The 26441-nt window shown below is 66.2% G+C and carries 26 protein-coding genes; 15 read left to right on the forward strand and 11 right to left on the reverse strand.

Features of this window, described 5'->3' with window-relative positions:
- Window positions 1–33 precede the first annotated feature (33 nt).
- Window positions 34–1239 (reverse strand): acetyl-CoA C-acetyltransferase, encoded by a 1206-nt coding sequence (locus tag FN976_RS26860; protein ID WP_145896818.1) that lies wholly within the window; start codon window positions 1237–1239, stop codon window positions 34–36.
- Between the two features lie 96 nt (window positions 1240–1335).
- On the opposite strand from FN976_RS26860, the gene FN976_RS26865 reads away from it, so the two are divergent.
- The 3 genes from FN976_RS26865 to FN976_RS26875 all read left to right on the forward strand — a co-directional run bounded on the left by FN976_RS26865 (window position 1336) and on the right by FN976_RS26875 (window position 3793).
- The gene (locus FN976_RS26865) at window positions 1336–2496 is read left to right on the forward strand and encodes an acyl-CoA dehydrogenase family protein (RefSeq protein ID WP_145896820.1); all 1161 of its coding nucleotides are present in this window, start codon (window positions 1336–1338) and stop codon (window positions 2494–2496) included.
- A gap of 106 nt (window positions 2497–2602) precedes the next feature.
- Complete coding sequence (locus FN976_RS26870) at window positions 2603–3157, forward strand: chlorite dismutase family protein (RefSeq protein ID WP_145896823.1); 555 nt, start codon at window positions 2603–2605, stop codon at window positions 3155–3157.
- 18 nt (window positions 3158–3175) lie between these two features.
- Window positions 3176–3793: a LysE family translocator gene (locus tag FN976_RS26875; RefSeq protein WP_145896825.1), complete on the forward strand. Its 618-nt coding sequence runs from the start codon at window positions 3176–3178 to the stop codon at window positions 3791–3793.
- Between the two features lie 13 nt (window positions 3794–3806).
- Here FN976_RS26875 and FN976_RS26880 read toward each other — a convergent pair whose 3' ends face one another.
- A complete protein-coding gene (locus FN976_RS26880) occupies window positions 3807–4169 on the reverse strand; it encodes a hypothetical protein (protein WP_145896827.1) in 363 nt (120 codons plus the stop codon).
- Between the two features lie 132 nt (window positions 4170–4301).
- On the opposite strand from FN976_RS26880, the gene FN976_RS26885 reads away from it, so the two are divergent.
- Both FN976_RS26885 and FN976_RS26890 read left to right on the forward strand, forming a co-directional pair.
- Entirely contained in the window at window positions 4302–5009 is a 708-nt protein-coding gene (locus FN976_RS26885) for an RNA polymerase sigma factor (RefSeq protein ID WP_145896829.1), read from the forward strand.
- 81 nt (window positions 5010–5090) lie between these two features.
- Window positions 5091–5795 (forward strand): hypothetical protein, encoded by a 705-nt coding sequence (locus tag FN976_RS26890; RefSeq protein ID WP_145896831.1) that lies wholly within the window; start codon window positions 5091–5093, stop codon window positions 5793–5795.
- A 60-nt stretch (window positions 5796–5855) separates the two neighbouring features.
- Here the strand turns inward: FN976_RS26890 and FN976_RS26895 are convergent, their stop codons facing one another.
- Window positions 5856–6791: a polysaccharide deacetylase family protein gene (locus FN976_RS26895; RefSeq protein WP_145896833.1), complete on the reverse strand. Its 936-nt coding sequence runs from the start codon at window positions 6789–6791 to the stop codon at window positions 5856–5858.
- Window positions 6792–6846: 55 nt separating this feature from the next.
- On the reverse strand, window positions 6847–7833 hold the full coding sequence (locus FN976_RS26900; protein ID WP_145896836.1) for a Bug family tripartite tricarboxylate transporter substrate binding protein: 987 nt from the start codon (window positions 7831–7833) through the stop codon (window positions 6847–6849).
- A 368-nt stretch (window positions 7834–8201) separates the two neighbouring features.
- On the opposite strand from FN976_RS26900, the gene FN976_RS26905 reads away from it, so the two are divergent.
- The 6 genes from FN976_RS26905 to FN976_RS26930 all read left to right on the forward strand — a co-directional run bounded on the left by FN976_RS26905 (window position 8202) and on the right by FN976_RS26930 (window position 14607).
- Window positions 8202–9734, forward strand: a complete 1533-nt coding sequence (locus FN976_RS26905; RefSeq protein ID WP_145896838.1) for a restriction endonuclease — start codon at window positions 8202–8204, stop codon at window positions 9732–9734.
- A gap of 196 nt (window positions 9735–9930) precedes the next feature.
- Entirely contained in the window at window positions 9931–10290 is a 360-nt protein-coding gene (locus tag FN976_RS26910) for a hypothetical protein (RefSeq protein ID WP_145896840.1), read from the forward strand.
- Window positions 10291–10592: 302 nt separating this feature from the next.
- On the forward strand, window positions 10593–11546 hold the full coding sequence (locus FN976_RS26915; RefSeq protein WP_145896842.1) for a hypothetical protein: 954 nt from the start codon (window positions 10593–10595) through the stop codon (window positions 11544–11546).
- A gap of 371 nt (window positions 11547–11917) precedes the next feature.
- Window positions 11918–12388 (forward strand): hypothetical protein, encoded by a 471-nt coding sequence (locus FN976_RS26920; RefSeq protein WP_145896845.1) that lies wholly within the window; start codon window positions 11918–11920, stop codon window positions 12386–12388.
- A gap of 297 nt (window positions 12389–12685) precedes the next feature.
- Complete coding sequence (locus FN976_RS26925; protein WP_145896847.1) at window positions 12686–14350, forward strand: FAD-dependent oxidoreductase; 1665 nt, start codon at window positions 12686–12688, stop codon at window positions 14348–14350.
- Window positions 14347–14607 carry a UBP-type zinc finger domain-containing protein gene (locus FN976_RS26930; RefSeq protein WP_145896849.1) on the forward strand — a complete coding sequence of 87 codons (261 nt, stop codon included), beginning with the start codon at window positions 14347–14349 and terminating at the stop codon, window positions 14605–14607. Before FN976_RS26925 ends, FN976_RS26930 begins: the two co-directional genes overlap by 4 nt.
- A gap of 27 nt (window positions 14608–14634) precedes the next feature.
- Here FN976_RS26930 and FN976_RS26935 read toward each other — a convergent pair whose 3' ends face one another.
- Together FN976_RS26935 and arsC are read right to left on the reverse strand one after the other, a co-directional pair.
- Window positions 14635–14976, reverse strand: a complete 342-nt coding sequence (locus FN976_RS26935; RefSeq protein ID WP_145896931.1) for an antibiotic biosynthesis monooxygenase family protein — start codon at window positions 14974–14976, stop codon at window positions 14635–14637.
- 16 nt (window positions 14977–14992) lie between these two features.
- Window positions 14993–15424: an arsenate reductase (glutaredoxin) gene (arsC, locus tag FN976_RS26940; protein WP_145896851.1), complete on the reverse strand. Its 432-nt coding sequence runs from the start codon at window positions 15422–15424 to the stop codon at window positions 14993–14995.
- 56 nt (window positions 15425–15480) lie between these two features.
- Here arsC and FN976_RS26945 point away from each other — a divergent pair, with 56 nt between their 5' ends.
- Together FN976_RS26945 and FN976_RS26950 are read left to right on the forward strand one after the other, a co-directional pair.
- Complete coding sequence (locus FN976_RS26945; RefSeq protein WP_145896853.1) at window positions 15481–15840, forward strand: hypothetical protein; 360 nt, start codon at window positions 15481–15483, stop codon at window positions 15838–15840.
- 66 nt (window positions 15841–15906) lie between these two features.
- Window positions 15907–17274 carry an MmgE/PrpD family protein gene (locus tag FN976_RS26950; RefSeq protein WP_255440872.1) on the forward strand — a complete coding sequence of 456 codons (1368 nt, stop codon included), beginning with the start codon at window positions 15907–15909 and terminating at the stop codon, window positions 17272–17274.
- 10 nt (window positions 17275–17284) lie between these two features.
- Here FN976_RS26950 and FN976_RS26955 read toward each other — a convergent pair whose 3' ends face one another.
- Both FN976_RS26955 and FN976_RS26960 read right to left on the reverse strand, forming a co-directional pair.
- Window positions 17285–18937 (reverse strand): serine protease, encoded by a 1653-nt coding sequence (locus FN976_RS26955; RefSeq protein WP_145896855.1) that lies wholly within the window; start codon window positions 18935–18937, stop codon window positions 17285–17287.
- A complete protein-coding gene (locus FN976_RS26960) occupies window positions 18934–20013 on the reverse strand; it encodes an esterase/lipase family protein (protein WP_145896857.1) in 1080 nt (359 codons plus the stop codon). Before FN976_RS26960 ends, FN976_RS26955 begins: the two co-directional genes overlap by 4 nt.
- 180 nt (window positions 20014–20193) lie before the next feature.
- Here FN976_RS26960 and FN976_RS26965 point away from each other — a divergent pair, with 180 nt between their 5' ends.
- A complete protein-coding gene (locus FN976_RS26965) occupies window positions 20194–21864 on the forward strand; it encodes an AMP-binding protein (protein WP_145896859.1) in 1671 nt (556 codons plus the stop codon).
- Between the two features lie 9 nt (window positions 21865–21873).
- Here the strand turns inward: FN976_RS26965 and FN976_RS26970 are convergent, their stop codons facing one another.
- From FN976_RS26970 to FN976_RS26980, 3 genes are all read right to left on the reverse strand, one after another.
- Entirely contained in the window at window positions 21874–23148 is a 1275-nt protein-coding gene (locus FN976_RS26970) for an alpha/beta hydrolase family protein (RefSeq protein WP_145896861.1), read from the reverse strand.
- Window positions 23149–23209: 61 nt separating this feature from the next.
- Complete coding sequence (locus FN976_RS26975; protein WP_145896863.1) at window positions 23210–24178, reverse strand: Bug family tripartite tricarboxylate transporter substrate binding protein; 969 nt, start codon at window positions 24176–24178, stop codon at window positions 23210–23212.
- On the reverse strand, window positions 24175–25377 hold the full coding sequence (locus FN976_RS26980; RefSeq protein WP_145896865.1) for a pyridoxal-phosphate dependent enzyme: 1203 nt from the start codon (window positions 25375–25377) through the stop codon (window positions 24175–24177). The genes FN976_RS26975 and FN976_RS26980 overlap by 4 nt, the downstream gene beginning before the upstream one ends.
- A 68-nt stretch (window positions 25378–25445) precedes the next feature.
- Here FN976_RS26980 and FN976_RS26985 point away from each other — a divergent pair, with 68 nt between their 5' ends.
- Window positions 25446–26387 (forward strand): LysR family transcriptional regulator, encoded by a 942-nt coding sequence (locus FN976_RS26985; protein WP_145896867.1) that lies wholly within the window; start codon window positions 25446–25448, stop codon window positions 26385–26387.
- The last annotated feature ends 54 nt before the right edge of the window (window positions 26388–26441 follow it).

Here is a 26441-nt window from a genome sequence, read left to right on the forward strand (position 1 = left end):
CCCTCCCCCGGAGGGGGAGGGAGTGAAGTCAAATCAGATTCTTTCGACGATGGTCGCAATGCCCATGCCACCGCCAACGCACAACGTCGCGAGGCCATACCGCAGGTTGCGACGATGGAGTTCGTCAATCAGCGTATTGAGGATCATCGCCCCCGTCGCCCCCAGCGGATGCCCCATCGCGATCGCGCCGCCGTTCACGTTCACCTTCTCGTGCGGCACGCCCATCTCCTTCATGAACTTCATGGGCACGGCCGCAAAAGCTTCGTTCACTTCGAACAGGTCGATCTGGTCGATCGTCATCCCCGCCTTGGCCAGCGCCTTGCGCGCCGCCGGCATCGGCCCGGTCAACATGATCGTGGGATCGGCACCCGACAGCGCCGCAGCCACGATGCGAGCGCGCGGCTTGAAGCCATGCGTCTTGCCCGCGGCTTCGCTCCCGATCAGGATCGCCGCCGCGCCATCGACGATGCCCGACGAATTGCCGGCATGGTGGACGTGGTTGATGCGCTCCACCTGCGGGTAGCGCGAGATCGCCACCTGGTCGAAGCCCATCGCGCCCAGCTGGTCGAACGCGGCCTTGAGCGAGGCCAGGCCCTCCATCGTGGTGTGCGGCTTGATGAATTCGTCCTGCGCCAGGATGGTCTGCTCCAGGAAGTCCTTCACCGGCACCACGGAACCGGCGAAAAAGCCACCCTCGCGCGCCTTGGCGGCACGCTTCTGCGATTCGAGCGCGAACGCATCCACGTCGTCGCGCGAGAAGCCCTCCAGCGTGGCGATCAGGTCCGCGCCGATGCCTTGGGGCACGAACGCGGTCGCCGAATTCGTCTCCGGATCCTGCGCCCAGGCCCCGCCGTCGGAACCGATCGGCACGCGGCTCATGCTCTCGACGCCCCCGGCCACCACCAGGTCTTCCCAGCCCGAGCGAACCTTCTGGGCCGCCATGTTCACGGCCTCCAGGCCCGAGGCGCAGAAGCGGTTCAGTTGGACACCGGAACAGCGGAAGTCCCACCCCGCTTTCAGCGCAGCGACCTTGGCGATCACCGAGCCTTGTTCGCCGATCGGCGAGACCACGCCCATCACCACGTCGTCCACCTGCCCGGTGTCGAAATCGTTGCGGCGCTGCAGCTCGCTCAGCACACCGGCCAGCAGGTTGACGGGCTTCACCTCGTGCAGGCTGCCGTCCTTCTTGCCCTTGCCGCGCGGCGTGCGGATGGCGTCGTAGACGAAGGCTTCGGTCATGATGATTCTCCAGGTGGAAATTGGCTGCGTTGCAGTATATTCATTTCACCAAGCACCCGCTCTGCAAAAATGCCGAGCCGCCCCTGAAAGCCCTCCATGATCGACCGCACCCTCTTCACCAGCGACCACGAAGCCTTCCGCGATGCCTTCCGCAAGTTCTGCGAGGGCGAGATCGCACCGCACCACGACGCCTGGGAAGAGCAGGGCTATGTGGACCGCGAGGTCTGGCGCAAGGCCGGCGCCAACGGCTACCTGTGCGCGACCATGCCTGAGGAATACGGCGGGGCCGCCGTGGACAAGCTCTATTCGGTGATCCAGATGGAGGAGCTCGCGCGCGGCGGCTGGTCCGGCATCGGCTTCGGGCTGCACAGCGAGATCGTCGCCCCGTACATCCTGCATTACGGCACGGAGGAGCAGAAGCAGAAGTACCTGCCCCAGCTGGCCAGCGGCGAGATGGTGGGCGCCATCGCCATGAGCGAGCCAGCCGCCGGCAGCGATCTGCAGGGCATCAAGAGCACCGCCATCCAGCAGGCCGACGGCAGCTACGTGCTGAACGGCAGCAAGACCTTCATCACCAACGGCTGGCACGCCGACCTGGTGATCGTGGTCGCCAAGACCAACCCGGCCGCCGGCGCCAAGGGCACGAGCCTGCTGCTGGTCGAGCGCGGCATGCCGGGCTTCGAAAAGGGAAAGCGCCTGAAGAAGCTGGGCCTGAAAGCACAGGACACGTCGGAACTGTTCTTCGACAACGTGAAGCTGCCGGCGGATGCCGTGCTCGGCGGCGCGGCGCAGGAGAACCGGGGCTTCATCTGCCTGATGGAGCAGCTGCCGTGGGAGCGTCTGCAGATCGCGGTGACCGCGGTGTCATCGGCGCAGGCCGCCATCGACTGGACGGTGGCCTACGTAAAAGACCGCAAGGTGTTCGGCCAGCCGGTCGCCGCCTTCCAGAACACGCGCTACAAGCTGGCGGAGATGCAGACCGAGGTGCAGGTGGCGCGCGTGTTCGTCGACAAGTGCCTGGAGCTGGTGGTGCAGGACAAGCTGGACACGGCGACGGCGAGCATGGCGAAGTACTGGACGAGCGACCTGCAGTGCAAGGTGATGGACGAATGCGTCCAGCTGCACGGCGGCTACGGGTTCATGTGGGAGTACCCGATCACGCGCGCGTATGCGGATGCGCGGGTGCAGCGGATCTACGGTGGGACCAACGAGATCATGAAGGAAGTGATCACGCGGGCGATGGGGTTGGGGCGCTGAAAGCAAGTCAGTTCGCGCTGCCGGTGCCTCAAACAGGGGTGAGCGGCACGGATATTGCTGGAACCAGACTCATCTTCAACTCCAGAGCGGCCTTCGCCTTTGCGCCATGCCAGCACCGCTTCTCGTCACCTTCGCCGCAAATGACACCGGCCCCTGGCGCATCGATCGCGTCGACACCGTGACCGGTGAAGGCATGGCGGCGGCCAGGCGGCTCGCCGTGTTCGAGTCGCAGGCGCCCTCGGCAAGCGAGGGCGAGGCCTGGCGTCTCAGCGGAACGACGAGCAACCTGCGCTACACGCACAGGCCGGAAGTGCAGGCCCTCACGGCGATCCAGGAGGGGCTGGGCCGCAGGCAGGCCACGCGTGCCGCCCTGATCCCCATCCGGAAATCCGAGGCGTGGTGGAATCTCTCCCAGGACGAGCGGCGGGCCTGCCTGGAAGAGCAATCCCACCACATCGCATTGGGCCTGGAATACCTGCCGGCCGTGGCGCGGCGCCTGCACCATTGCCGCGATCTCGGGGGCCCCTTCGATTTCCTGACCTGGTTCGAGTACGCGCCGGAAGACGAGGGCCGTTTCGAATCCCTGGTGAGGTCGCTGCGCGGCACGCCGGAGTGGAAGTACGTGGATCGCGAGGTGGACATCCGCCTCACGAGGGATTGAAAGTCGCAGGAGTCACCCGTGTCGCTCGTCGCATTCGCAATTGCCGCCATCTTCCTTGCGATCACACCCGGCCCGGGCATGGCGTACGTGGTGGCTCGCACGGTGGCGGGCGGCCGGACGGAGGGGCTGGCATCCTGCTTCGGCACAGGCGTCGGCGGCATGATGCATGTGCTGGCGGCCGCGCTCGGCCTGTCGCTCGTGATCGCGCAATCGGCAGTCGCGTTCAACGTCGTGAAGTACGTCGGTGCGGCTTACCTGCTCTACCTCGGCATTCGCATGCTTCGCAGCAAGGTCGAGCCATTGACCGTGGAGCAGCACGAGCCGCAGGGACCTCGACGGGCCTTCCGCGAAGGTGTCCTCGTCGAACTGCTGAACGTCAAGACAGCGCTGTTCTTCCTCGCGTTCCTGCCCCAGTTCGTCGCACCGGACCAGCCTGTGGCGGTGCAGCTCGTGGTGCTTGGCAGCATCTGCGTTGCGTTGAATACGTTCGTCGATGTGCTGGCGGTCTTCGCCGCGGTCCGCCTGCTGCGTTCGAACACTTTGCGGGCGGGCCGTGCCTGGATCATGACCCGCGTGTCTGGCGTCACGATGTTGGGCCTGGGCGCCTATCTGGCATTGGCAGGGCGCGACGATTGACCGCCGGGCGCATTCACTTCCACACCGACACCGTCAGCAGCACCAGCCCGATGACCGCCACCGGTGCGTGAATCAGGATCAGCGGCGCCGGCAGTTCCTTGTTGCGCCAGTGGTAGGCGAGGTTGAGGACGACGCCGCCCACGGCGGCGATGCCCAGCAGGATGAGCCCCGCCCACGCGCCGTTCGGCATGCCGGCCGCGATGCCGGCGTAGATGACCAGGGTCATGCCGCTGCCCGCCAGCATGCCGTGCAGCATGGCGAGCGAAGCCGGCGGCTGCCGCTTGCTGCTGAAGCGGATGCCCGCCAGGAGCAGCCCGCCCGCCCCGGTGAGCGCGAACAGCACCACGGCCACCTTCAGCATCGTCTGGGAGTCCATCTCGGTCCTTTCGTGTGATTCGTCAGGGCACAGACGCCGCCAGCGGCCGCGGCGTTCCCGGGAACGCGCGGGGCACTCGTGACGTCTATCCTCACGACCATCCTTGAAGCGCCCGCACCGGAGACCGTCCCGATGAGCAATGCCCCACTACGCGCCGCGCCGGAACCGCCAGACGACGCCGGCCTCGTCGAGCGGCTGCGGGCCAGCGACGGCGGCGCCCTGGAGACCCTGATGCGCCGGCACAACCGGCGCCTCTACCGCGTCGCTCGCGCCATGCTGCGCAACAACGCGGACGCCGAGGACGCGCTGCAGGAAGCCTACCTGTCCGCCTACCGTTCGATCCACGAGTTCCGCTCGCAGGCATCGCTGGCCACATGGCTCACGCGGATCGTGGTCAATGAATGCACGTCACGGCTGCGCCGCCAGGCGCGCCGCGACAACATCGTGCCGATCGTCGCGGCGGCGGCGCAACTCCCCGAGGAGGTCGACGCCATGGTCGACGAACGTTCCCACATCGACGCCGAAACACCCGACCGCGCGCTGCTGCGCAGCGAGATGCGCGAGCTCCTCGAACGCAAGATCGACGCGCTGCCGGAGGACTTCCGCACCGTGCTCGTGATGCGGTCCATCGAGGAGCTGAGCGTCGAGGAGACCGCCGCCAGCCTGGGCGTGCCCGAGGCGACGGTGCGCACGCGTCACTTCCGCGCGCGCAGCATGTTGCGTGAGTCGATCGCGCAGGAGCTCGACACGGCGGAGCGCGACGTGTTCGCGTTCGACGGCGAGCGCTGCGACCGGATCGTGGCGGAGCTGCTGCGGCGCAGGGAGAGTCCGCTGCCATAGGAAGGGGCCCGAATTTCTCCAGACGAAGTCGAGCCCGGCGTCCGCTAAGCTACGGCGATTCAACACGAAGGAGGAACGTCCATGCACAAGGGGATCACGCGCGCGACGCGGTCGGGGCTGCGATGGCTGTCCAGCATTGCGCTGACCATGGCGCTGCCCCTCACGGCGGCCGCCATGGAGGTCGAGGTCAAGGTGCCTTATGTGATCCTCTCCGGCTCCGTCAACGGCACCGAGATGCGCGCGCTGAAGGCCGCGCTGGAGGAGAACCCCGGCATCACGACGGTGGTGCTGAAGAACTCGCCCGGCGGCGACGCGCGCACCGGCTACATGATGGGCGAGTTCATCCGCGAACGCGGGCTGAACACGGGCGTCTCGGGCCTCTGCGCCTCTTCATGCTCCCGCTTCTTTCTCGGCGGCAAGGAGCGCTTCTTCACCGATGACCAGCCCCTGAACCGCACGGCGGTGGCCCTGCATGGCAACTACGGCCACGACGGCAAGCTGATCGACACCGCCGTCGGGCCGTTGAAGGCCTGGATCATCAAGTACAGCGACGGCAAGGCGCGCCCGGACCTGGTCGAACAGTGGGTGCGGCTCCCGATCAACCGGGGCATGGCCTACTTCTACCATCCGACCGAGTCCCCGGCCGGCTACGGACCCACCCGCCTGCTGATTTGCCAGGGGACGGAGGAGAATTTGCAGCGGTCCAAGCTGTGCGCGAAGCCGGACATGGGGAATGCGCTCGACAACGGGATCGTGACGTCGCTCGAGGTGTTGAAGGTGCGGTGAGTCACACGGGGTGCGGCTGCCTCGACCAGCTGGCCGGTGGACAAGATCGCGGTGCGGCCTTCAAAGCGCCGAGCCACCCGCCGCCTGCCCCTCCGCGCCCTCCACATGGGCGCAAATCGCGCCGGGTGTCGTGAACCAGACGTTTCCGAGATCCCGTTCGCGGGCGATGCGCTCCAGCGCCCTCCGCAGGTGCCTGAGCCTGTGGGGTTGGCCCACCAGGTAGGGATGCAGCGCGATGCCCATCACCAGCGGCGTGGTGCGTGCCTGCTGCAGCATCTCCTCGAAGTGGTCGACGATCATCGCCGCGAATTCCGGTCCGCCCATCAGCCGCCCGACGATCATGGGGATGTCGTTCAGCTCTTGCGGATAGGGGACGGACCACAGGTTGCCGCCGTTGCGTGTGCGCATGCGATGCGGCTGGTCGTCGTGGCACCAGTTCAGCGTGTAGCGGTAGCCGGTTTCCGCGAGGAGGTCGGGAGTGACCGGGCTTTCGCTGATCCAGGGCGACAGCCATCCGCCCGGTTCGGCGGCGCCCAGCCCGCTGTGGCGCTGCATCAGGCCGCGGCATTGCAGGAGCAACTCGCGCTCGTCCGCTTCGGCCAGGCTGCCCTGCAGTTCGGCATTGGTGTGGCCGTGTCCCACCAGTTCGTCGCCGCGCGCCACGAGAGCCGCCACGAGTTCGGGGCAATGGTCGTACAGCGCGGTGTTGATGATCGCGCCCGTGGGCAGGCCCAGCTGATCGAACAGCTCGATGCAGCGCCAGGCGCCCACCCGGTTGCCGTATTCGCGCCAGCTCCAGTTGAGCACGTCCGTGGCCGGCACGGGCAAGCCGATGTTCGCGCCGCGTCCTTCGGCGAAAGCGAAGTGCTCGAGGTTGAAACCCAGATAGACCGCGAGGCCGGCGCCGCCGGGCCAGCGGTAGCCGGCGCGGCGCGTGATCGGGCTGTAGTCGAAACGGCCGTGGCCCGGCAGGGCGCCCAGATACCGTGCTGTCATGACGGCATTCTGCGGCAAGAGCCCGCCCCGGCGAGGTGCGCCCGCACCGGCCTGGTCAGACCACCACTTCGACCTTGGCGCGCTTGGCCACGGCGGTCCAGGTCGTGATCTGCGACTTGATCACGCCCACGAACTCGTCACCCACGACCGGCGTCTTGCGCGGCAGGGTTTGCAATTCCTCCAGCCGGGACGCGACGTCGGGCTTGGCCAGGATTTCGGGGATGAGTGCCGTGAGCTTCTGGGCCACGGGCGCGGGCAGGCCCTTGGGCGCCGACAGCCCCAGCCACTGGGAGCCCGTGAGCGAGGGGTAGCCCAGCTCCGCGAAGGTGGGGATGTTGGGCAGGGCGGGCAGGCGGCTCTGCGTGGAAACGGCGAGCGCGCGCAAGGTGCCGCCCTTCAACTGGGCGACGTTGGTGGTCACGGGATCGAACAGGCCGTCGATGCTGCCGCCGAGCAAGTCTTGCATGGCGGGGGCACTGCCCTGGTAGGGCACGTGGTCGTGGTTGGGCGCCGACCCTTCGATCTTGAGCAATTCACCGAACAGGTGATTGGCCGACCCGATGCCCGAGGTGCCGTAGCGCACCGGCTTGGACTTGGCGGCCGTGACGTACTGCGCCAACGTGGTGTATTCGGACTGCGGGCGCACCAGCAGCACCATGGGCGCCTCGACCAGCATCCCCATGTGGGTGAAGTCGGTGATCGGGTCGAACGGCATCTTGGACCGCGTCGCCGTGGCGTAGATGTGCACCGAGGCGTGGCTCACGAGTAAACAGTAGCCATCGGCCGGCTGGCGCGACACGTATTCGGTGCCGATCAGGCCACCGGCGCCGGCTTTGTTGTCCACCACGACGGACTGGCCCAGCGCCTGCGAGAGGTGCGGCGCCATCATGCGCGCCACCGTGTCCACCAGGCCGCCGGGCGGGAACTGGCAGTACAGCTTGACAGGCGCGCGCGAGGGCCAGGCGCTTTGCGCATGCACCCAGGCGGGTGAGACGGCCGCGGCGGCGCCGGCGGCTAGGAGTTGGCGACGGTTCAGTTTCATGGGGGGCCCCGGCGGTTGCGTGGAAGTGCAACCTCGGCGGGGGATTAGCAGGAAAGGTGCCAAGCGGGCGGAGGCGCTATGCACCCTCTCGGCGCCTTCGGGCCCAGATATCGGCTAAGCGGTAGCCGAAGTGACCGCTTTAGACTGGGTCCGTTCGGTCGGGTTTGGCCGCCAGATGACGGCAGTCACGCATAGCTTACGTTGGCCGATGCGCGTGGCGAGCGATCGCGATCGGCAGAAAGCGATGGTCACGTGAGCAAGAGCAGCCAAGCGAAACAATCGGCTCTCTATGCCCAAAAGGTACTTGTAGCGATGCCTGCTCTTTTGGGTGAGGTTGCTGAAATGCCTTGCCTCACTACACTCGCGCTATGGTCAAGTCACGTCCGCAAGTAACCCGCACTTTCGGGCCAATTCATTTCGAGGATCTCGACCCGCACCGATTCGAGGACCTGATTCGCGAATTGATTTACGACTACAAGGAGTGGCAATCAATTGAGGCGACTGGGCGCGGAGGAAGCGACGATGGCTTCGACATCCGGGCATATGAGAAGGTGCGCCTCGAGAGTTCCGACGTCGAGGATGACTCCGACACCGAAACGAAGATCGCGCACCCCATGGAGGGGAACCTCTGGATGATTCAGGGTAAGCGCGAGAAGCAGATTGGCCCAACGCGCATGAAGGCGATCCTTGCAGAAGTCTCGAGTGAGAAGCCTCCGTACGGCTACATCTTGGCAGCGTCCGCGAGTTTCTCAAAAAAGACGTATGACGTCTTCAGGGAGGAGTTGCGCAAACGCGGCGTGATGGAGTTCTATCTGTGGGGCAGTGCCGAACTCGAAGACATGCTGCACCTCCCGAAGAACGACCGGGTTCTATTCACGTTTTTCGGCGTGTCTTTGGTCACGCGGCGTCGCTCAAGGGTAGCGGAGCTCCGCTCTTCGGTTGGGGCCAAGAACAAGCTGCTTCGGATGTGGGGGGAAGGCCATCAGCTTCATCAATCTCTCCTGATTCGAGATACAGCTGACCTGCACTACCCCGATAGAGAAGCCTACTCTGACTTCAAGACTCGCCCTAGGTGGAAAGAGTACATCGCTTTTGGTCACCATCCTCTTGGCCTGAGGATACACGTTCGCGATCACTACGCTTTCGTGGATTTGGAAAGAAAGGAGTGGGACTTCACCCCTGCGTTGGATCTCCTTGGCCGTCAAGGCGGCCGCGATACGGAAGCCGAAGACGGGAACGAGGACGGGCAGCGTGAGTCGGTCGAGGGGTTCTGGAAGTTTCTTCCTCAGGCCAAGCAGGCTCGCTTCGTCGTCGATGGCCTGCTGCGGTACGACGCGATGACCCTGATTGACGAAAAGGGAGATGTAGCGCACGGCATGCCTCATATCTATGCTGAGTTCATTGGAAAAGCCGGGCCGTTCGCCGGCTTCTGGCAGCACCTTCAAGTGCGAGGTGAGGAAGTCACGCTAGGCGACGAATTCAAGCGACTCATGGTCTTTCCGAAGGCGTTCCCGCCTCGCAGGTTGGGCAAGGTCTACAAGGACGCGCCGCTCCAGTTTGACGCGAATACGCGCGAGGCCCTGAAGAAGTACGAGGCCATCGATACCCTTTACGACGTCGAAAATCGCCTAGCGCACCTTCAAGTCGGCGATGTTGTCTTGGGCGAACCGACGACGGACGTGTATCTGCAGATCACCAACATCTACAAGGTGCGTGCCGACACTTACCGCAAGGAGCATTCAGACTTCCGCGTGCAGCGAAACATGGAGTGGCAATTGCAACGGGATCTACAGCAGGAAGTTCTGACCGTCTACGAGGTGGATCGAATCTACGGGTGGATGCTCGAAAGGATGACCGCAAACCCGACGGAGAAAAGCGGTCCTAGGAAGGGAAGAAGTTAGCTAGAGCCAACGGCTTGATCCCAACCGCAACCTCGCATTAGAGTTGGTGTCCTTGTTGATGAATGCTTCCGAACTGACTCGCACCAAGACACCCCGGGCGCATTTGGCCTCACACTCGCCCATGAACGCCCGCCGCAGGCGCAGATGAATCCGACTCCCGCAGACGTCAAACGATTCAAATCATTGAGAGGTCAAGATGATCTTAGAAGTCTCTGGCGTGCTCTACGCGCTTGGTCAAGCCCATACCTTGTACAAGGAAGGCAAGGAATACTTCGAGGTTGCGAAGGACGGGTATCAGGCTATCAAGGGCGTCAAAGACTACCTTGAGGTGAAGGAGGGCGAACCGAAACTGGTCGACATGGACTGGGCGAAGGGATCTGGCTTCGAGGACAAGATGAAAGAGATGGGATATAGCTTGCGCTGGACTGCCCCAGACAAAGTTGCAAGTCGTGAGCTGAAAGGCTACGAGCTGATGCTCGAGATCGTCAAAGACAAGAAGATTAAGCGGAAGCTCGTCTTGAAGGACCAATCCATCCTGATGGGCAAGAAGGCGTAGTCCCTCTAGCTGGTGGTCATGGAGAGGTCTTAGCTCCGGTGCCCACGGGCGGTACACGCGTCCGGGTGGAGTCAGCTGTCGACTCCAAGCAGCTGTCGCGAACAAGGCGACCAGCTGGCGCGCTATCCTCACAACTCAACTCCGCATTCCCAATGAGTCTGACGTTCTACTCTCCACCTGTTGTCGCAGTCGCGCCGCATCCGACGTACGCTCAGACCAGATCGGCAATCGAGACCGCCTACATCCCCTTCCCGCCAAATGTGGCGGTCCAACTGCTACCAATCTCGCAGTGGGATCTCGCGATGAAGATGATGGTCGACTCGCGGTGGTTCTTTACGCCAGAGGCGGCTCACGGCTGGATGCAATCCACGACGAGAATGAACGGCGGAGCGCTCATCGTCGCTCCTGAGTTCATGGATGTTCCCGTGCACTGGAAGGGAATAGTCACTCAAACGGTTGCACTGGCAGTTTGCCTGAGCGTCGCGTCATTCCTAGGGTTTGGCTTCCACGGATCTCTGCCGCAGATCGAGGCGCGCTGTGCAATGCTTGGAATCGCCCCTGTGTGCGGCGTTCAGTGGCCTGGGCACTTTGGTCCTGATTATCTGGCCATCAACCCCGACCTGTACAGCACCATGTTGCTGGAGTCAAAGGGCGTTTCGTCGGCCGGTATAGGGAGCAAGCCCAAATCTTTCCTCGATCATAAGGTGCAGTCTGTCAACGGGTGGGCGATCGCCCTGCAAGCTCAGGTCCTCGCGTACACGTACTTTGCACCAGGTGCGGCGCTCACAGCCCGCTGGTTCAATAATCGCCCACCCGAGCAACTTCAGGGAAGTCCGCGAGGGTTGCTGGTGATCGCGATCAACCAACTCATTATGGAGCTTCGGCGCTGCGGACACCCGAATTGGGCTCAGCTGTTGGACGACGCCCTCATGGCGCAACCTGCGCCACCGCTCGTGGCGCAGCTAGTACTGGAGCGGCTGCGCGGTGATAACGCTTTCGAAGTTCAAGGTGGCTATATCATTTCGAGGTTGCAACGTCCTTTTGCGATGGCCATGAGTGTCGATGCCCTCCAACTCTTCTTCGATGCAGCGCGGGTCGCTCGTGTAGCCGACGATCTCGCTCACGCGTTCGCCCGCGCTTTGCGCGACAACCACGGAAGGCGGGAGATTGTTCGCCAAGAGCTCGTGGCATTGGAGGGTATTCACGAGGTGATGGCGGTTTCTAGCACTGGTCTGGCAATTGTTCAGGTGTGCTAGAAGCTCAACCTACGACGCGTTGCGGCCGCAGGACTGCATCTGACCGCAATGGGCCAGGCCGCGTGATAACGCGATTTCACGGCGTTGCTTGGCCGGAAGCGGAGTTTGAGACTTCGACGCTTCATAGTTAAAGTCGCGCCGAAAGCCTTCCGACAGATAAACCCGTGATGCCAGATCGACCAGAACACTTCTTCCTCACGTTTCATCCACTTTGCGAAACTGCGACAGGGCGCATTGCCGTATCGGACCACCGGGAGCCATCTTTCATTGATGGTTCCTGCCGGCGCGAACCCGATCTCGAATCCAATCCGCCAACATTCACGGAATTGTGTCGTCCTGGGGACGACGCGCGATTTGAGGTAGGAAGCCGCGTGCTGTACGCAACGGTCAAGAATCCGAACCCCACCTGTCGGGGTTGGGGACTTGTGGCGGCACTCGAAGTCGTGAATGTCTTTGCGAGCCATGAAGAAGCAGCTCGGTGGTTCCAGGATCGCAACGTGCCGCTCCCATCAAACTGCATCGTCGAAGGTAACGACTGCAAGCCGCTACACCTTACGACGGGGCTTCCTGCCGACAATGGGAATCCCCAGCAGAACTGGAGTCAGGGCGGCGAGCCGCCGAGAACCTTGGCTGAGTGGGACGCACACTACTGGTACAGGGCCAGCAAGCACACCAAGTTCGCTGTCTGCAAGCACCTAATCCCCGCGCGGCTGCGCGACGCGCCGTTCTACACCACCGAACTCGAAGGGTGCTTCGACACAGGTGAGGTTCCGTTTACTCGCTTCCGGGCTGCAAAGATCAGCGAAGCGGAGTTCAACAGAGTTGCACGATTGATGGTTTGAATTGGCGCCGGACTCAGACTGAGGCAGGTGTCCCTGAGGTTATAGGCTGGGCACACTGGCGAATTCCATTGCGTCCGCTCGACCCCTTGTGCTCGATCGCGCTTCTACAGGTTAGGGTGGCGCACTGACCGAAATGGGACCAGGAGCGTGACCTGGGCGGCCTTGGGCGACCGACCGCAACCGCTGCAAAGCGGTCCTCCCCACCGGACGTTGCACGGTTGGCAAATAGCCATGGCCGCGCTCTTGCGACCCGCTCCCATACGGTCTTCCCACAGTTTGCGGAACAATGGCGACTCCATGCCCGCAACCCCCCTCACCGACACCCTCTCCACCCGCCGCGACCAAATGTTCCCGGTCCTAGGCGAGTCCGACCTCGCCCGCGCCGCCCGCTTCGGCACCCCCCGCACCTACGCCGCCGGCGACCACCTCTTCCGCGCCGGCCAACCCGGCCCCGGCATGTTCCTCCTGCTGTCCGGCCTGGTCACCATCAGCCAGCGCGACGGCCTCGGCAACATCGCTCCCATCGTCCGTGAAGGCGCCGGCTCCTTCCTGGCCGAAGTCGGTGCCTTGTCGGGCGCGCCCGCGCTCGTTGACGGCATCGCCGAGGAGGCGGTCGAAGCCATCCTGGTGCCGCCCGACCGGCTGCGCGCGCTGATCACCGCCGAGGCCGATCTGGGCGAGCGGATCATGCGCGCGCTGATCCTGCGGCGCGTGGCCCTGATCGAGCAGGGCCTGACCGGCGCCGTGCTGATCGGCGACGCGCAGGCCCCCCACTTGGTGCGCCTCGAAAACTTCCTGCGCCGCAACGGCGAGCCGTACCACGTGATGGGTGCGCACGACGATGCCGCCGCCTGCGCGCTGGCCGCGCAGTACGCGAACCAGCCGCACGAGGTGATCGCCGTCTGCCCCGACGGCAGCATCCTGGTCGACCCGGATGAAGAGGCACTCGCGCGCTGCCTCGGCCTGATCGACCCGGCGGAGCAGCACCAGCTGTTCGACGTCGTCATCGTGGGCGCCGGGCCGGCGGGGCTGGCCACGGCCGTCTACGCGGCGAGCGAGGGCCTCGCGGTCGCGGCGCTGGACTGCCGCGCCTACGGCGGCCAGGCCGGCGCCAGCGCGCGCATCGAGAACTACCTGGGCTTCCCCACCGGCATCTCCGGCCAGGCGTTGGCGGGGCGCGCCCTGGTGCAGGCGCAGAAGTTCGGCGCGCGTGTGCTGATCCCCGCGCAGGTCACGGCCCTGGAATGCACGCCCGGCGCCGGTGCGGCACTGCACCTGGCCGATGGCCGGCGCTTGCGCGCACGTGCCGTGGTCGTAGCCAGCGGTGCCCGGTACAACCGGCCCGGCGTGCCCAGCCTGCCGGCCTTCGAGGGCCGCGGCGTCTGGTACTGGGCCTCGCCGATCGAAGCGCGCCTGTGCAAGGGCGAAGAGGTCGTGCTGGTGGGCGGCGGCAATTCGGCGGGCCAGGCCGCGGTGTTCCTGGCCGCGCATGCGGCCCGCGTGACCGTGCTCGTGCGCGGGGCCGGCCTGGCAGCGACCATGTCGCGCTATCTCATCGATCGCATCGAAGCCGCGGCGAACATCACCGTGCTGCCCGGGCAGGAACTCGCCGAGCTGGAGGGCGACGCCACCGGGCATCTGGACCACATGACCTGGCGGGACCGGCACAGCGGGGTGGTGACGCGCCGACCCGCGCGCAACCTCTTCCTGTTCATCGGCGCGTCGCCGGAGACGGCTTTCTTGGCCGGCTGCGGCGTGGCCCTGGACCGTGCGGGCTTCGTGCTGACGGGCGGCCCGGACCGCGGCGAGCTCGAGACCAGCTTGCCCGGCGTGTTCGCGGTGGGCGATGTGCGTGCCGGCTCGACCAAGCGCGTCGGCGCCGCGATCGGGGAGGGCGCCGCGGTCGTCGCGGCGCTGCACCGGTTCCTGGAAGCGCAGCAACTGAAGGAGGCCACGTCATGACCATCAAGGCTTGCGCCCATGTGCCCGCTGCGCCGGCGGCATCCACGTCCACAGGTTGCCAGGAATGCCTGGCGATGGGCGACACGTGGGTTCACCTGCGCACCTGTCTGCATTGCGGCCACGTCGGCTGCTGCGACAGCTCGAAGAACAAGCACGCGACGGGGCACTTCAAGAGCACCGGCCACGCCGTGGTGCAGTCGGCGGAGCCGGGGGAGGATTGGCGCTGGTGCTATGTGGATGAGCGGCAGGTTGGCTGACGCCTTCTCTCAGCGGAGTTCCTTCGGTCAGGCGGGCTGGCGGGGCAGCATCCTCCCAGCCAACGGATGCGCAATCCCCCCATCTCCATAGCTCCCCTTCACCTCCGCAATCACGATGTGATACCCCGCCAGCCACTGCGCCTGCTTCCGCTTGGCTTCCAGGTGTGCGGGGTGCTTCATGAGCTGCTGCAGCGCCTCCATGCTTTCCCAGTAGTGGACGTTGGAGATCAACCCCGTGGCGGAGTTCTCCCAGGCCTCCTCACCGAGGTAGCCGGGAATGCCCTTGGCGACTTCGGCGATGACCTGGTCGAGGGCGTGGAACTCATCGTCGTACTGGCCCTTGGCGAACGTGAAGGTGGATGTGAACATCATCGTGCTGCCGTCTTCAGGCTGCGGAGGCGCGCCGGGCGCCGGTGTCTCGAATCACTTCGCCGTCCTCTTTCTTGAAAGGCAGCAAGGGCCCCCCGGGCAGCAGCTCCAGCACGGCCTCGGAGGAGGGCCGGCAAAGCTTCGTCCCGAGCGGCGTACGCACCACCGGCCGGTTCATGAGCACGGGATGCTGCTGGATCAGTTCCAGCAACTGCTCGTCGGACCACTTCGGGTCATCGAGGCCGAGCTCTTCGTAGGGCGTGCCCTTCTTGCGCAGCAGCTCGCGCACCGTCATCCCCATTTCGGCGAGCAACGTTCTCAGCTCCTCCACGGAGGGCGGTGTCTTCAGGTACTCGACGACCGCCGGTTCGATGCCGGCGTGCCGGATCAATGCCAGCGTGTTGCGGCTCGTGCCGCAGGCAGGGTTGTGGAAGATGGTGACGGACATGGCAGGCTCCTAGGGCCGGCATGGTAAGTCAACCCAGGGTAGGGCATCCTTCAGGGATGGAACTTCAATACCTGCTGTTCGACTTCACCGACGAGGAGGGCGGGGCCTGCAGCTTCGACGCGATGGCGTCGGTGCTTCCGGCGGGGCTTGTTCCCTTGCTCGGGGAGGTGGAGGCGGTGCTGGGGTGGGCGCACCGTGAGTTCGGCGCGCCGTCGGCAGAGGGGGGCGGCGCCGAATGGGACTTCGACCTGCACGCGGCGGACGAGCGTGATGTGCCGCTGGCGATCAGCTATGACGTGCCAAGGGCGCGCGTGATCCTGGCCGCTGCGCCAGGCCGCGTCACGCTGACGCTTCCCGTGACGGGGTCCCGGCTCTTCGGCGCGGCTTTTCGGGATGCCTTTCCCGATCCGGACTGATTCGTTCCATCACGCCGCGGCGCCGTGGTTCAATTTGCCTCAGCGCGCATCGAAGGACGCATCGCCATGAGCCAAGCAGAGCAGCACCTCGCGGATTTCATCGTCAACCTCCGCACGGCCTCCGTACCCGCCGCGGAGCGCCGGATCGTCCGGCGCATCGTGCAAACGGTCATCGGCACGGGCTTCGCCGGTGCGGCGGAAGACGGCGTGAAGGCGCTGCGCGAGCTGCTGCTCGAATCTGGCGGCACAGCCCAGGCGACGACGCTGGTCTACGGCGACCGCTTGCCGGCGCACGCCGCCGCCCAATTCAACGGCACCATGTGCCGCGCCCTGGACTTCTGCGACGCCATGGCGCCCGGCCCGCACTTCGGCGCCGCGCTGTTCCCAGCCGCCCTGGCCGCCGCGGAACTCGCGGGTGGCTGCTCCGGCAGCGAATTCATGGCGGCGCTGGCTGCAGGCGCGGAGGTCGGCTCGCGCCTGAACCTGACGGAGGCGCAGTACAACGGCTTCGATCCCACCGGCATCGTCGCCGGCTTCGCCGCCACGGCTGCCGCCGCGCGCATCCTGGGCCTGACGCGGCAGCAGACGCTGCATGCCCTGGCGCTGGCGTTCAACCGCTGCGGCGGCAGCTTCCAGAGCCACGTCGACGGCTCACTGGGCGTGCGCGTGGTGCAGGGCTGGATGGCGGAGACGGGCGTGCGTTGCGCGCAGATGGCGCAGCGCGGCATCACCGGTCCGCAGAACTTCCTGGGCGGCCACTATGGCTTCGGCCACCTCTATGGACGCGACACCTTGGACCTGGACGCGGTGACGGCCGGCCTGGGCGAGCGCTGGAAGCTTCGCAACGTCGTCTTCAAGAAGTACCCGAGCTGCGGCGTCACGCAAGGCGTGACCGAGCTCACCCTGGCGTGGATGGCCGAAACCGGCCTGGGTGCCGCCGACGTGCGCAGTGCCGAAGTGCGGTTGCCGCCCTATGCCCACCGCCTTGTGGGCCATGCCTTCCACGTGGGGGCGAATCCGCGCGTGGATGCCCAGTTCAACGCGGGCTATTGTGTGGCCAATGCGCTCGTGCGCGGGTCGTCGAAGCTGCGGCACTTCGCGCCGGTGGACATCGGCGACACGACGGTGCAGGAAATGACCGGCCGTATCCGCGTCATCGCGGACGAGCGGCTCGATGCGCGGGGCCATGCGTCCGTGGATCTGCGGCTGACCACGCGCGACGGACAGGTGGCGCTGCGCCAGCTGGACATCCCGCCGGGCTTCCCGGGCAACGACCTCGACGATGCGCAGCATCTGGTGCGGTTCGAGGATTGCATGGCGTATGCGCCCAGGCCGCCATCCGTGGAACAGCGGCAGCGGCTGTTGCGGGCGGTGGAAGCGTTGGACACGCTGGGCGACGTGCGGGAGTTGCTGCCGCTATTGTCGCCGCGGTAACCGCCGCTGCTCAGACGGCGACGCCCCTTGCCCGCCGGATGGCCTGCAGCGTGATGCCCTCGTTCGCCTCGTAGCTGCCTCCGCCCCTCAACCTGGGACAGTCATGCGCTCCGGCGTGGTGCAGGGCAATCACTTCCCAGTTCTCATTGAAGACGGGACTGCCCGAGCTGCCTGGGTCGGTCGGCGTCCGGTAGTGCATCAGGCGCTGTTCGGAGCAGACGTCGAGCAGCACGCTGTCCTGCAACGAGAATTGCAGGCTGCCGCCCTTCGGATGGCCGACGACGAAGGCTTTGGTCTTCCCGGTGACGAGGGGGATGTTGGCTGCCGCGGGCAGGCCCGGCAGGCCGTCTGGGAGCGACTTCAAGGCGCAGATGGTGACGTCCAGCAGGTCCGGCGCATCTGGCACACAGGCAATTTCGCCAGGGTCTGAGGTGAAGAGGATCTTCTCGATGCCATGGTATTGGGTATTGCCCACCACCCGGTGCTCGATCTCGAACATCACGAGCGCTTCCGCGCCCCCCAGGGCGCCCTCCACGGTGTCGCTGATCACGTGCGCGTTCGTCACGAACACCAGCGGGTACTCGGGGTAGTTCAGGATCGCACCTGGCATGAGGAACCCCGTGCCGTGGCGGACTTTGTCGTGGTCGGTGACGCAGCCGATGTTGGGGCTGAGGTCCAGCATGCGGCGCAGATGGTGGACGGTGAAGGTCTTCTCGAAGCCGAAGTTCTTCTCCAGTTCGCCCGGATTGCGCTGCAAGCGCGCGATCTGCCTGGCATCCGGGGACCAGCGGTGTTCCGTTCGCAGCACGTGGCGCTCGAACATCGCGGCCAACCGGCCCGCGCAGGTGCCGATGTCCAGCGGATTGCCCCGCCAGATCTCGCGCACCTGGCGATAGAACGACTCGACCTCGAAGCGGCCTGTGCCACTGTGCTGGAGAAACCGGCAAAGCCAGAGCTCGGCCTTGTCACACCAGCCGGCATTCGGCTCGATGAGGTCCAGGGCGAGGCATGCCTCCGAAGCCGCCGCGCGAGAGAACGGCTCGACGGGCTGAGTCAGTGCTCCGTGTTCGGCCTCTTTCAGGACGTTGTGCGCAAGCTGCCCCAGCGGCTGGGGGTCCGTGTCGCCGCCCATGACATCGAGGCGCATCCGCAGCGCCAGGACGTTGACCCCATTGAAGTAGTCTTGCCGAACGCGGTAGTGCTGCTGGTACGCCTCGACCGAACGGGCGAGGTCGTTCGGGTCCTCGTGCAGCACGAACTTCTGCTTGAAGATGCGCCCACGCAGGGCGCGGTAGTCGCCCAGTTCGCGCTTCAGCGCCAAGTCGTCGGTGGTGTCGGCTTGTGCGAGCGCCTCGTCGACGAGTTTTCCCGCATCGTCGAAGCGCCCGATCTCTACCAGCGCCTGCGCGAACTGGCGCTGGACCAAAGGGTCTTTGCCGCCCGCGCGCTGCCACTCGGTGCCCACCCGCTCCATGAAGGAGAATTGCCGGTGGCGCCGGAGGGCGCCCATCGCTGCGCGCATCTGCGCATCCGTAGGCTTGTCGCCCGTCGCGAACTGGTCGGCCATCTGCTGCACCGCCGCCGACAGCACGTGCTCCGGCGGATCGTCGTAGTGGCCCTCCTTCAAGCGTGCGGCGACATCCTCGGCGATCCGGGGATTCATGGCCACAATCTCCCGATCGACTCGGCAAGGTGCTTGCGGAAGAGACTACCGGCAAAGTAGTGCGTGATGGTATGCCGCCAGTTCCCCCAGTTTCCTTCCTCGACGTCCACCACCGACTTGCCTTCCACCGGCTCGTAGTCGTTGGCGAACCTGGGGTCGGCGCCGCAGATCGGGTCCAGCGGATCGTAGATGTTGATCCAGCGGCCGGCCTTGAGCGGGTAGTCAACTTTCCCTTTCCCCTCCGCACGCAGTTCGTCCTGGACCTCCGTCACGCCCAGCGGGGACCCGAGCGTGATGAAGGTGTCCACTTGAGGGCAGCCGGCCACGTTGCGCAAGACGTCGTAGCCGATGATCGTTCCCATGCTGTGCGTCACGAGCACGACCTTTTCGGCCTGCCCGGCCGCATCGACCAGGTCATTCATCATGCGCTTGCGGAGTTCGTCGCGCACCATGTACTTCGCTCCGTCGGGCCTCACGTACTCCTTGTTGAAGAGGTAGTAGTAGGCCTCCATGGCCGCCTTCTTGATGATCGCCTCCTTCATGAAGTCCGGCAGGAACGACGCGATCTCGAGTTGGCCGGGCGCGGTGGCGGCGACAGTGCGCTTGCCAGGCCGCGCCTTCCGTTTGGGCAGCCGCGCTTCGGAGGCGGCCTGTGCCGCCTCGAGCTTCAGCTGGAAGGCGCCGAGAAACTGCTTCTCCCTCGCCGAGACGGACGCCGGGTCGGGCGGCTGGGTCTTGCCCGCGAGTTCCGTGCTGCTCTCGACCGTCACCGATTCCGTCGACTCGAAGGATTCGAGTGTTTCGCTCACCACGGCTGACTCGGCGTTCCTTTCGAACATCGCCTTGTTGTCCGTCTCGTAGTCCTCGCCATAGAACACGTCGGCCCAGTAAGTGAAGAGTGCCGGCGCGCCTTCCGTGTCCAGGTTGATGCCCGGGTTCGGCGGGGCAAAGGTGTCGGGCTGCGGATCGTCGCGCTCCAGGCCCCATCGCCAGATGCGTTCCAGCTCCTTCGGCTCAGGCTTCTTCGCCAGGCCATGCACGAACACGACAGCGTACTTCTTCTTCTTCTTCTCCATATGTGCTCCTCCTTGCGTCAAGACAAATGCGTCAGGCAAGTCGTTAGACTAAGGCAGTGCCTGTAATTTGTCATCCGCGGGAGGGCGGTGGGCGGGCGAAGTGCCCCCTAATTTGGTGACGCCTGGCCAACGCGCCGTCACTCTTGCCGGTGAGGGTCGCTCACTGTCATGATCGCCGGCATGAACCTGATCCTCGAGCGCGTCTACCACAACGAAGCGCGGCAACCCGGCAAGCTGCTGTTCACGCAGCCCCTGGGCAACGGCGCAGTCCGCGACATCACCTGGGGCGAAGCGCTGGACGAAGCGCGCCGCATGGCCGCCCACCTGCAAGGCCTGGGCATTCCGCGCGGCAGCAACATCGCCATGCTGGCCAAGAACAGCGCGCACTTCATGCTCGCCGAGCTGGCCATCTGGATGGCCGGTGGTTGCACCGTCGCGATCTTTCCCACCGATTCGCCCGAGAACGTGCGCTACGTGCTGGAGCACAGCGAGGCGAAGCTGCTGTTCGTGGGCAAGCTCGATGCCTGGGGTGAGCTGGCCGCGGCCGTGCCGGCCGGGTTGCCGTGCATTGCCCTGCCACTGGCGCCGGTGACGCCGGAGCAGGGTATTCCGGCGTGGGACGACATCATCGCCCGCACAGCGCCGCTGCAAGGCCGGCCTCAGCGCGGCGAGGATGACGTGGCCATGCTGCTCTACACCTCCGGCAGCACCGGCCAGCCCAAGGGCGTGATGCAGACCTTCGGCAGCATCAGCCGCGTCACGCAGGCTTTGCAGGAGGACAGCGCCGCGCGCTACGGTCCGGACCAGCAATGGCGGATGCTGTCGTACCTGCCGCTGGCCCATTGCTTCGAGCGCGCGTACATCGAGTGCCAGGCCTTCGCCGGTGGTCGCACGCATGTCTTCTTCGTGGATTCGCTGACCAGTTTCATGGACGACCTGCGGCGCGCCCGGCCCACTGCTTTCATCTCGGTGCCGCGCCTGTGGACCAAGTTCCAGCAAGCGGTGTTCGCCGGGCTGCCGCCGGCGCAGCTGGATGCGATGCTGGCCAATCCGGCCATGGCCCCCGCCGTGCGCAAGAAGGTGCTGGACGGCCTGGGGCTGGCGGACGTGATCACCGCGGGCAGCGGCTCGGCGCCCTTGCCGGGCGACCTGAAGCAGTGGTACCTCAACCTCGGCATGGACCTGCATGAGGGCTACGGCATGACGGAGGACTTCGCCTATTCGCACGCGCGCGGCTACGCGGCAGGCAGTGTCGGCAAGGCGCATCCCGGCGTTGCGGTCCGCCTGGCCGATGATGGCGAGATCCTCATCCGCTCGCCCGGGCAGATGCGCGGCTACTACAAGCGCCCCGACCTTGACGCCGAGTCCTTCACCGAAGACGGCTTCTTCCGCACCGGCGACATCGGCCACTACGACGAGAACGGTGAGCTGCGCCTGACCGGCCGCAAGAAGGAGCTGTTCAAGACCTCCAAGGGCGAATACGTCGCGCCGGCGCCGATCGAGAGCAAGTTGAACGCGCATCCCATGGTGGAGCTGAGCATCGTCTCCGGCGTGAGCCAACCGGCGCCTTATGCGGTGCTGATGCTGGACGAGAACCTGCGGCCCAGGCTGGGCGACGCCGAGGTGCGCGCGCAAGTCCAGGGCGCGCTGCAGAAGCTGCTGCAGGAGGTCAATGCCAGCCTGGCGCAGCACCAGCGGCTGGCCTTCCTGGTGGTGGCCGGTGAACCCTGGTCCATCCAGAACGGTTGCCTCACGGCGACGATGAAGATCCGGCGCTCGCGGATCGAAGCGGGCGTGGCGCAGGAGGTGGAGCGGTGGTACGGGAAGGCGGACGCCGTGATCTGGGCCTAGGCGCCGCTGTCACTGGGCGATGACCGCGCTCACATAAGCATCGACATCCCCGCGCCAAAAGTCCGGGCGGCTCGACACGAAGTGGCCGTTCTGTCCTGCTGCAAAGTCATAGGTGACGAAGCGGCCCTGGCCGCCGGCGGCACGGAACGCCTCGAAGTTGCCGCGGCTATGGCGCAGGCTGTAGAAGGGATCGCGGTCGCCATACAGCCACAGGATGGGCCGCGGGTAGGCGGCGGCGGCACGGAACAACGTTCCGTTGATGTGTTCCGCATTCTGGCAGCGGTCGCCCACCCATCCGCCCACGAAATTGATCACGCCACGCACTGCGGCTGGGTGCTGGCCCGCGTAAGCGGATGCGAGGATGCCGCCGCGCGACACGCCGGAGATCAGGACCTTCTTCGGATCGACGTCCGGCCGGGCGGCCACGTGCTGCATCACGTGGTGGACGTCGGCCAGGGCGCGCTCGGCGCCCGGCAACGAATATTGCGGGTCGCAAGAGTAGGCGGCGCGGTTGGGCGGGAAGCCTTCGTCATAAAGGCCGTCCGATCCACCGCGGCCGCGCCGCTGCGGAAAGATCACCTGCCAGCCCTCCGCGGTGAAGTGCCGGGCGACGTCGAGTGACGTGTACACGCCTGCAAACAGCTCCTTGCGGTCGCCGTTGCCGGTGGAACCGTGATGCACCACCAGCGTCGGCCATGGCCCCGTGCCTTGCATGGGGCGATAGATCACCATCGCGAGCGACACCGGCCGGCCATCCTCCACCCACGGCGTCGCCAGGCGTTCCACGCTGCGCCGGTGCTGGCGCACCAGCGGGCGCTGCGTGAGGACCCCGCCCGAGAGCAACCGCTTGTCCGGCTGCCAGATCGACATCTCCATGTCGCCGTCGACGCGCAACCGCAGCACCAGCGTGTTGCCCGTGTGCAGGACGAGGTGCAGTTCGTTGTCGACGAACGTGGCCTCGCCACGGTGGACGTTGGTGCTGCTGGCGCTGGCACCGGCATAGGCCACCGTCGCTCCGTCGCTTCGCAGGCGCTCCACCGCCGCCTTGACGTCGCACGCCTGGCCGGCGCAGGCCCAGCCTTGCCAGAGTCCGCTCCAGCGCGCTCGGCCCGGTGGCATGTCGCTGCCGGGCGGAACCACGTTCACGTCGGGGGGCAGTGCGGCGTTCACCGGACTGTCGGAAACGTCCGGGCGCAAGGTCGAGATGTAGTCCGGCCACGCCGTCTGTGCTCCGGCGGAGCACAGTGACATGGCGAGAAGGGCGGCTAGCAGCAGGCGCGTCATGAGGTGAAGCGTACCGCAGGAAACCTTTGCGGCAGCTTGTCGCCACGCGGCGTTGCTGCGCTTACTCCGGCTTCAGCCCCAGGTTGCGTGCCACGGCGCCCCAGCGCTGCACTTCACTCTGCATGAAGCCCGCCAGCTCGGCCCTGGACGACGAGGACCGCAGCACGACGCCAAGCGACGACAGCCTGTCCCGGACCGCGGGGTAGGCCATCGCGGCAGCCACCTGTTCGCGCAGCTTCTCGAGCATGTCGGCGTTCGACCTGGCCGGTGCCACCAGCGCCCACCACTGGTCGACGGCCATGTCGCGCACGCCGAGTTCGTCGAGCGTGGGCACATTCCCCAGCGCGGGCAGCCGGCTCGCGCTGGTGACGGCCAGGGCGCGGAGCTTGCCGGCGTTCAGCAGCGAGGAGCCGGCGGCCAGGGAGGAGAAATGCCCCGCCACGATGCCGCTGGCCACGTCGATGAGGGCCGGCGCCGAACCCTTGTAGGGGACCAGGGTGAACTTCGCGCCGCTGCGCGCGGCCAGCAGCTCCGATGACAAGTGGCTCACCGTGCCGGCGCCGCTGTGCGCCAACGCCAGTGGCGGGCCGCTCTTGGCGCGCGCCATGAAGCTGGCGAAGTCCCCCGGTGCGCCGGCGTCGGCGGTGGTGAACAGGATCAGCGGTGTTGTGCCCAGCAACGTGATCGGGGCGAAGTCACGCGGGAACTCATAGGGCAGTTTCGCCGTGACGGCGGGCGCGATGGCATGCGGCAGTTCCACGATCAGCAGGTGGTTGCCGTCCGGCGGCGCCTTGGCGACGGCGTCGGTGCCGATCTGGCCGGCGGCGCCAGGCTTGTTGTCGACGATCACGGTGCGGCCGGTCGTTTCGGAAAGGCGCTGGGCCAGCGCGCGCCCGATGGCGTCGGTGCTGCCACCCGGCGCCCAGGGCACGATGATCTTCATGGGGACGGCCTGGGCGCTGGCGGCCGGGGCCAATCCGGCGGCGAGCAGGCCGAGGACGGCATGGCGTCGCGTGAGGTTCATGGTCATGCGGGGACTCCGTGAATGGGGTGGAACAGCGATGGGGTGTCGGATGCGTCCGGCCATGCCGGGTCGCGGGCGGCGCCGGCCGTCAGCACCAGGCAGACGCGGGCCGACCGTGCGATTCGGCCCTCGGCGACCAGTTGGCGCGCGGCGGCCAGCGTGGCGGCGGCGCAGAGTTCGGGCTCGATGCCGGCGGATCGCCAGCTCACGCGTGCGCGTCTTGCGGTGCCGTCATCGATCGCGACCGCGCCGCCACCCGAAGCAGTGACAGCCTGGTGCTGCAGCCACGTGGTCGTGGCGCCTGCCGTCGAGAACTGGGCGCTCTGGCCAGGATGGAGTTCATGCAGGCCCGCGCCTTGCAACACCCGCGAGAGACGGGGAAACGGCTCGACGGCCCACAGGCGCGGCATGGTGTCGATGCCTCCGCTTGCCTTCAGTTCCGACAGGCCGCGCCAGATTCCCCAAAGGAGATCGCCCCGCGCCGTCGGCACGAGGATGTGATCCGGCAAGCTGTCCCAGGCGCCCATCTCTGCGGCGATCGTCTTGTAGCCTTCGATCGCCAGCGGGGCGCTGCCCAAGGCCGGCAGGTGGGAGTTGGTCAGGGGCAGCACGCCGGAGTCGCCGGCGCGGTGCGCCACGTGGGCCCAGCGCGCCTGGTTGTCGGCGAAGGCGAGCCGCGTGGCCCCTTGCTCGTCCAGCGCGCGGACAAAGGCTGGTGGCATGTCGGCATAGGCCGCCACTTCGCACCGCAAGCCGGCGGCGCGGGCATAGGTGGCCGCGGAGATCGCGGCGTTGCCACTGGAAGCGAGCACCACCGTGCCGGCCCCGGCCAGCAACGCATGCGCGACGCCGAAGGCCGACATGCGGTCTTTGTGGGAACCCGTGGGATTGCCGCTTTCATCCTGGACGGTGACCCGCGCGACGCCCAGCGCCTCCGCCAGCGCCGGCAGGACACGGGCCTGGGCTTGCGAATGCTGCTGGATGCCGAGGATGGGGAGCGAGATGCCGGTTTCGGAAGGTCTGGTGTATGAGGCGGCCAGGCTCACGAAGCGGCCGCCCGTGGCGCATTTGGGGCAGCCGTCGTGGCGGAGCGTGACCTCGTACAGGCTGCCGCAAGCCAGGCAGCGCAGGCCTTCCAGGGCCGGGTTCCAGTGCCAGCTGGAGCTGTGTGTGGGGTCAACGTCTGCGGGGCCAGGGAATGCCATGCGGGCAGTCTAGGGATCGCACGGCCAGGCGGCCAGCCAGCGGGCCCTAGGCTGTATAAGTCGGCTTGATGCCCCGCCAATCCCCTCCCGCCACCGAGCCGGCCTGGGCGCCCACGTTGCGCCAGCTGGAAGTCCTGCGCGCCGTGGTGCAGCTCGGGTCGTTGAGCCGCGCCGCGGAAGCGTTGCACGTGAGCCAGCCGTCGGTGACGCAGACCGTGTCGCAACTGCAGCGCGGCTGCGGCGTGGAACTCCTCACCCATCGCCATGGCAGGGTGGCGGCCACGGCCGCCGCGCATTCGCTGCTGGCTGACATCGACGAAGTGTTCGGCGCCATGGAACGCGTCGGGGCCCGCCTGGACGCGCTGCGGTCGCCTGCGAAGGGCGAGTTGAAGGTGGCCTGCCTCCATGCGCTCGCCACCGCGGTGCTGCCAGAAGCCGTGGGGCAATTCAGGGCGACCTTCCCCACCATCCGCCTCACCTTGATGGTGGAGAGTTCACGCAGCATCCGCGATGCGCTCGTCGCGGGCAAGGTGGACTTCGCCGTGCTCAGCGACGAGGCGGACCTGGCGGGGCTGAGCACCTCGATGTTCTACGAGGTGACTGCCGTCTGCGCCATGCCGGTCAGCCATCGCCTCGCGAGGCGATCCGTGCTCGCGCCCGTCGACCTGGCCGATGAAGCCGTGATCGGACTGTCACCGCTGGACCCTGCGTGCGCGCACATGAAGCGCAGCTTCGTGGAAGCAGGCGTTGCGTGGCAGCCGGCGATCACGACACCCTACAGCCTGACGCAGTGCGAATTGGCCCTGGCCGGCGCAGGCATCGCGATCACGAACCCGGTCGTGGCGCGCAAGTTCCAGCAGCAGGGTCTGGCGAGCGTGCCCTTCGAACCCGCGGTCCCGTTTCGCTCCTGCCTCGCGTTCGGCAGTGGCTACCGTGCAAGCCGCGCGAGCCAGGCCTTCATCGGTTTGCTTCGGTCCCAGACGGCGAAGCGGATGGCCGGACCGCCATGATTACGCGGAGTTACATGTGCCCCGAGATCCGTTCAGGATCCGTTCATGGGCCGC

The organism is Caenimonas sedimenti, from assembly GCF_007833165.1.
GTDB lineage: Bacteria > Pseudomonadota > Gammaproteobacteria > Burkholderiales > Burkholderiaceae_C > Ramlibacter > Ramlibacter sedimenti.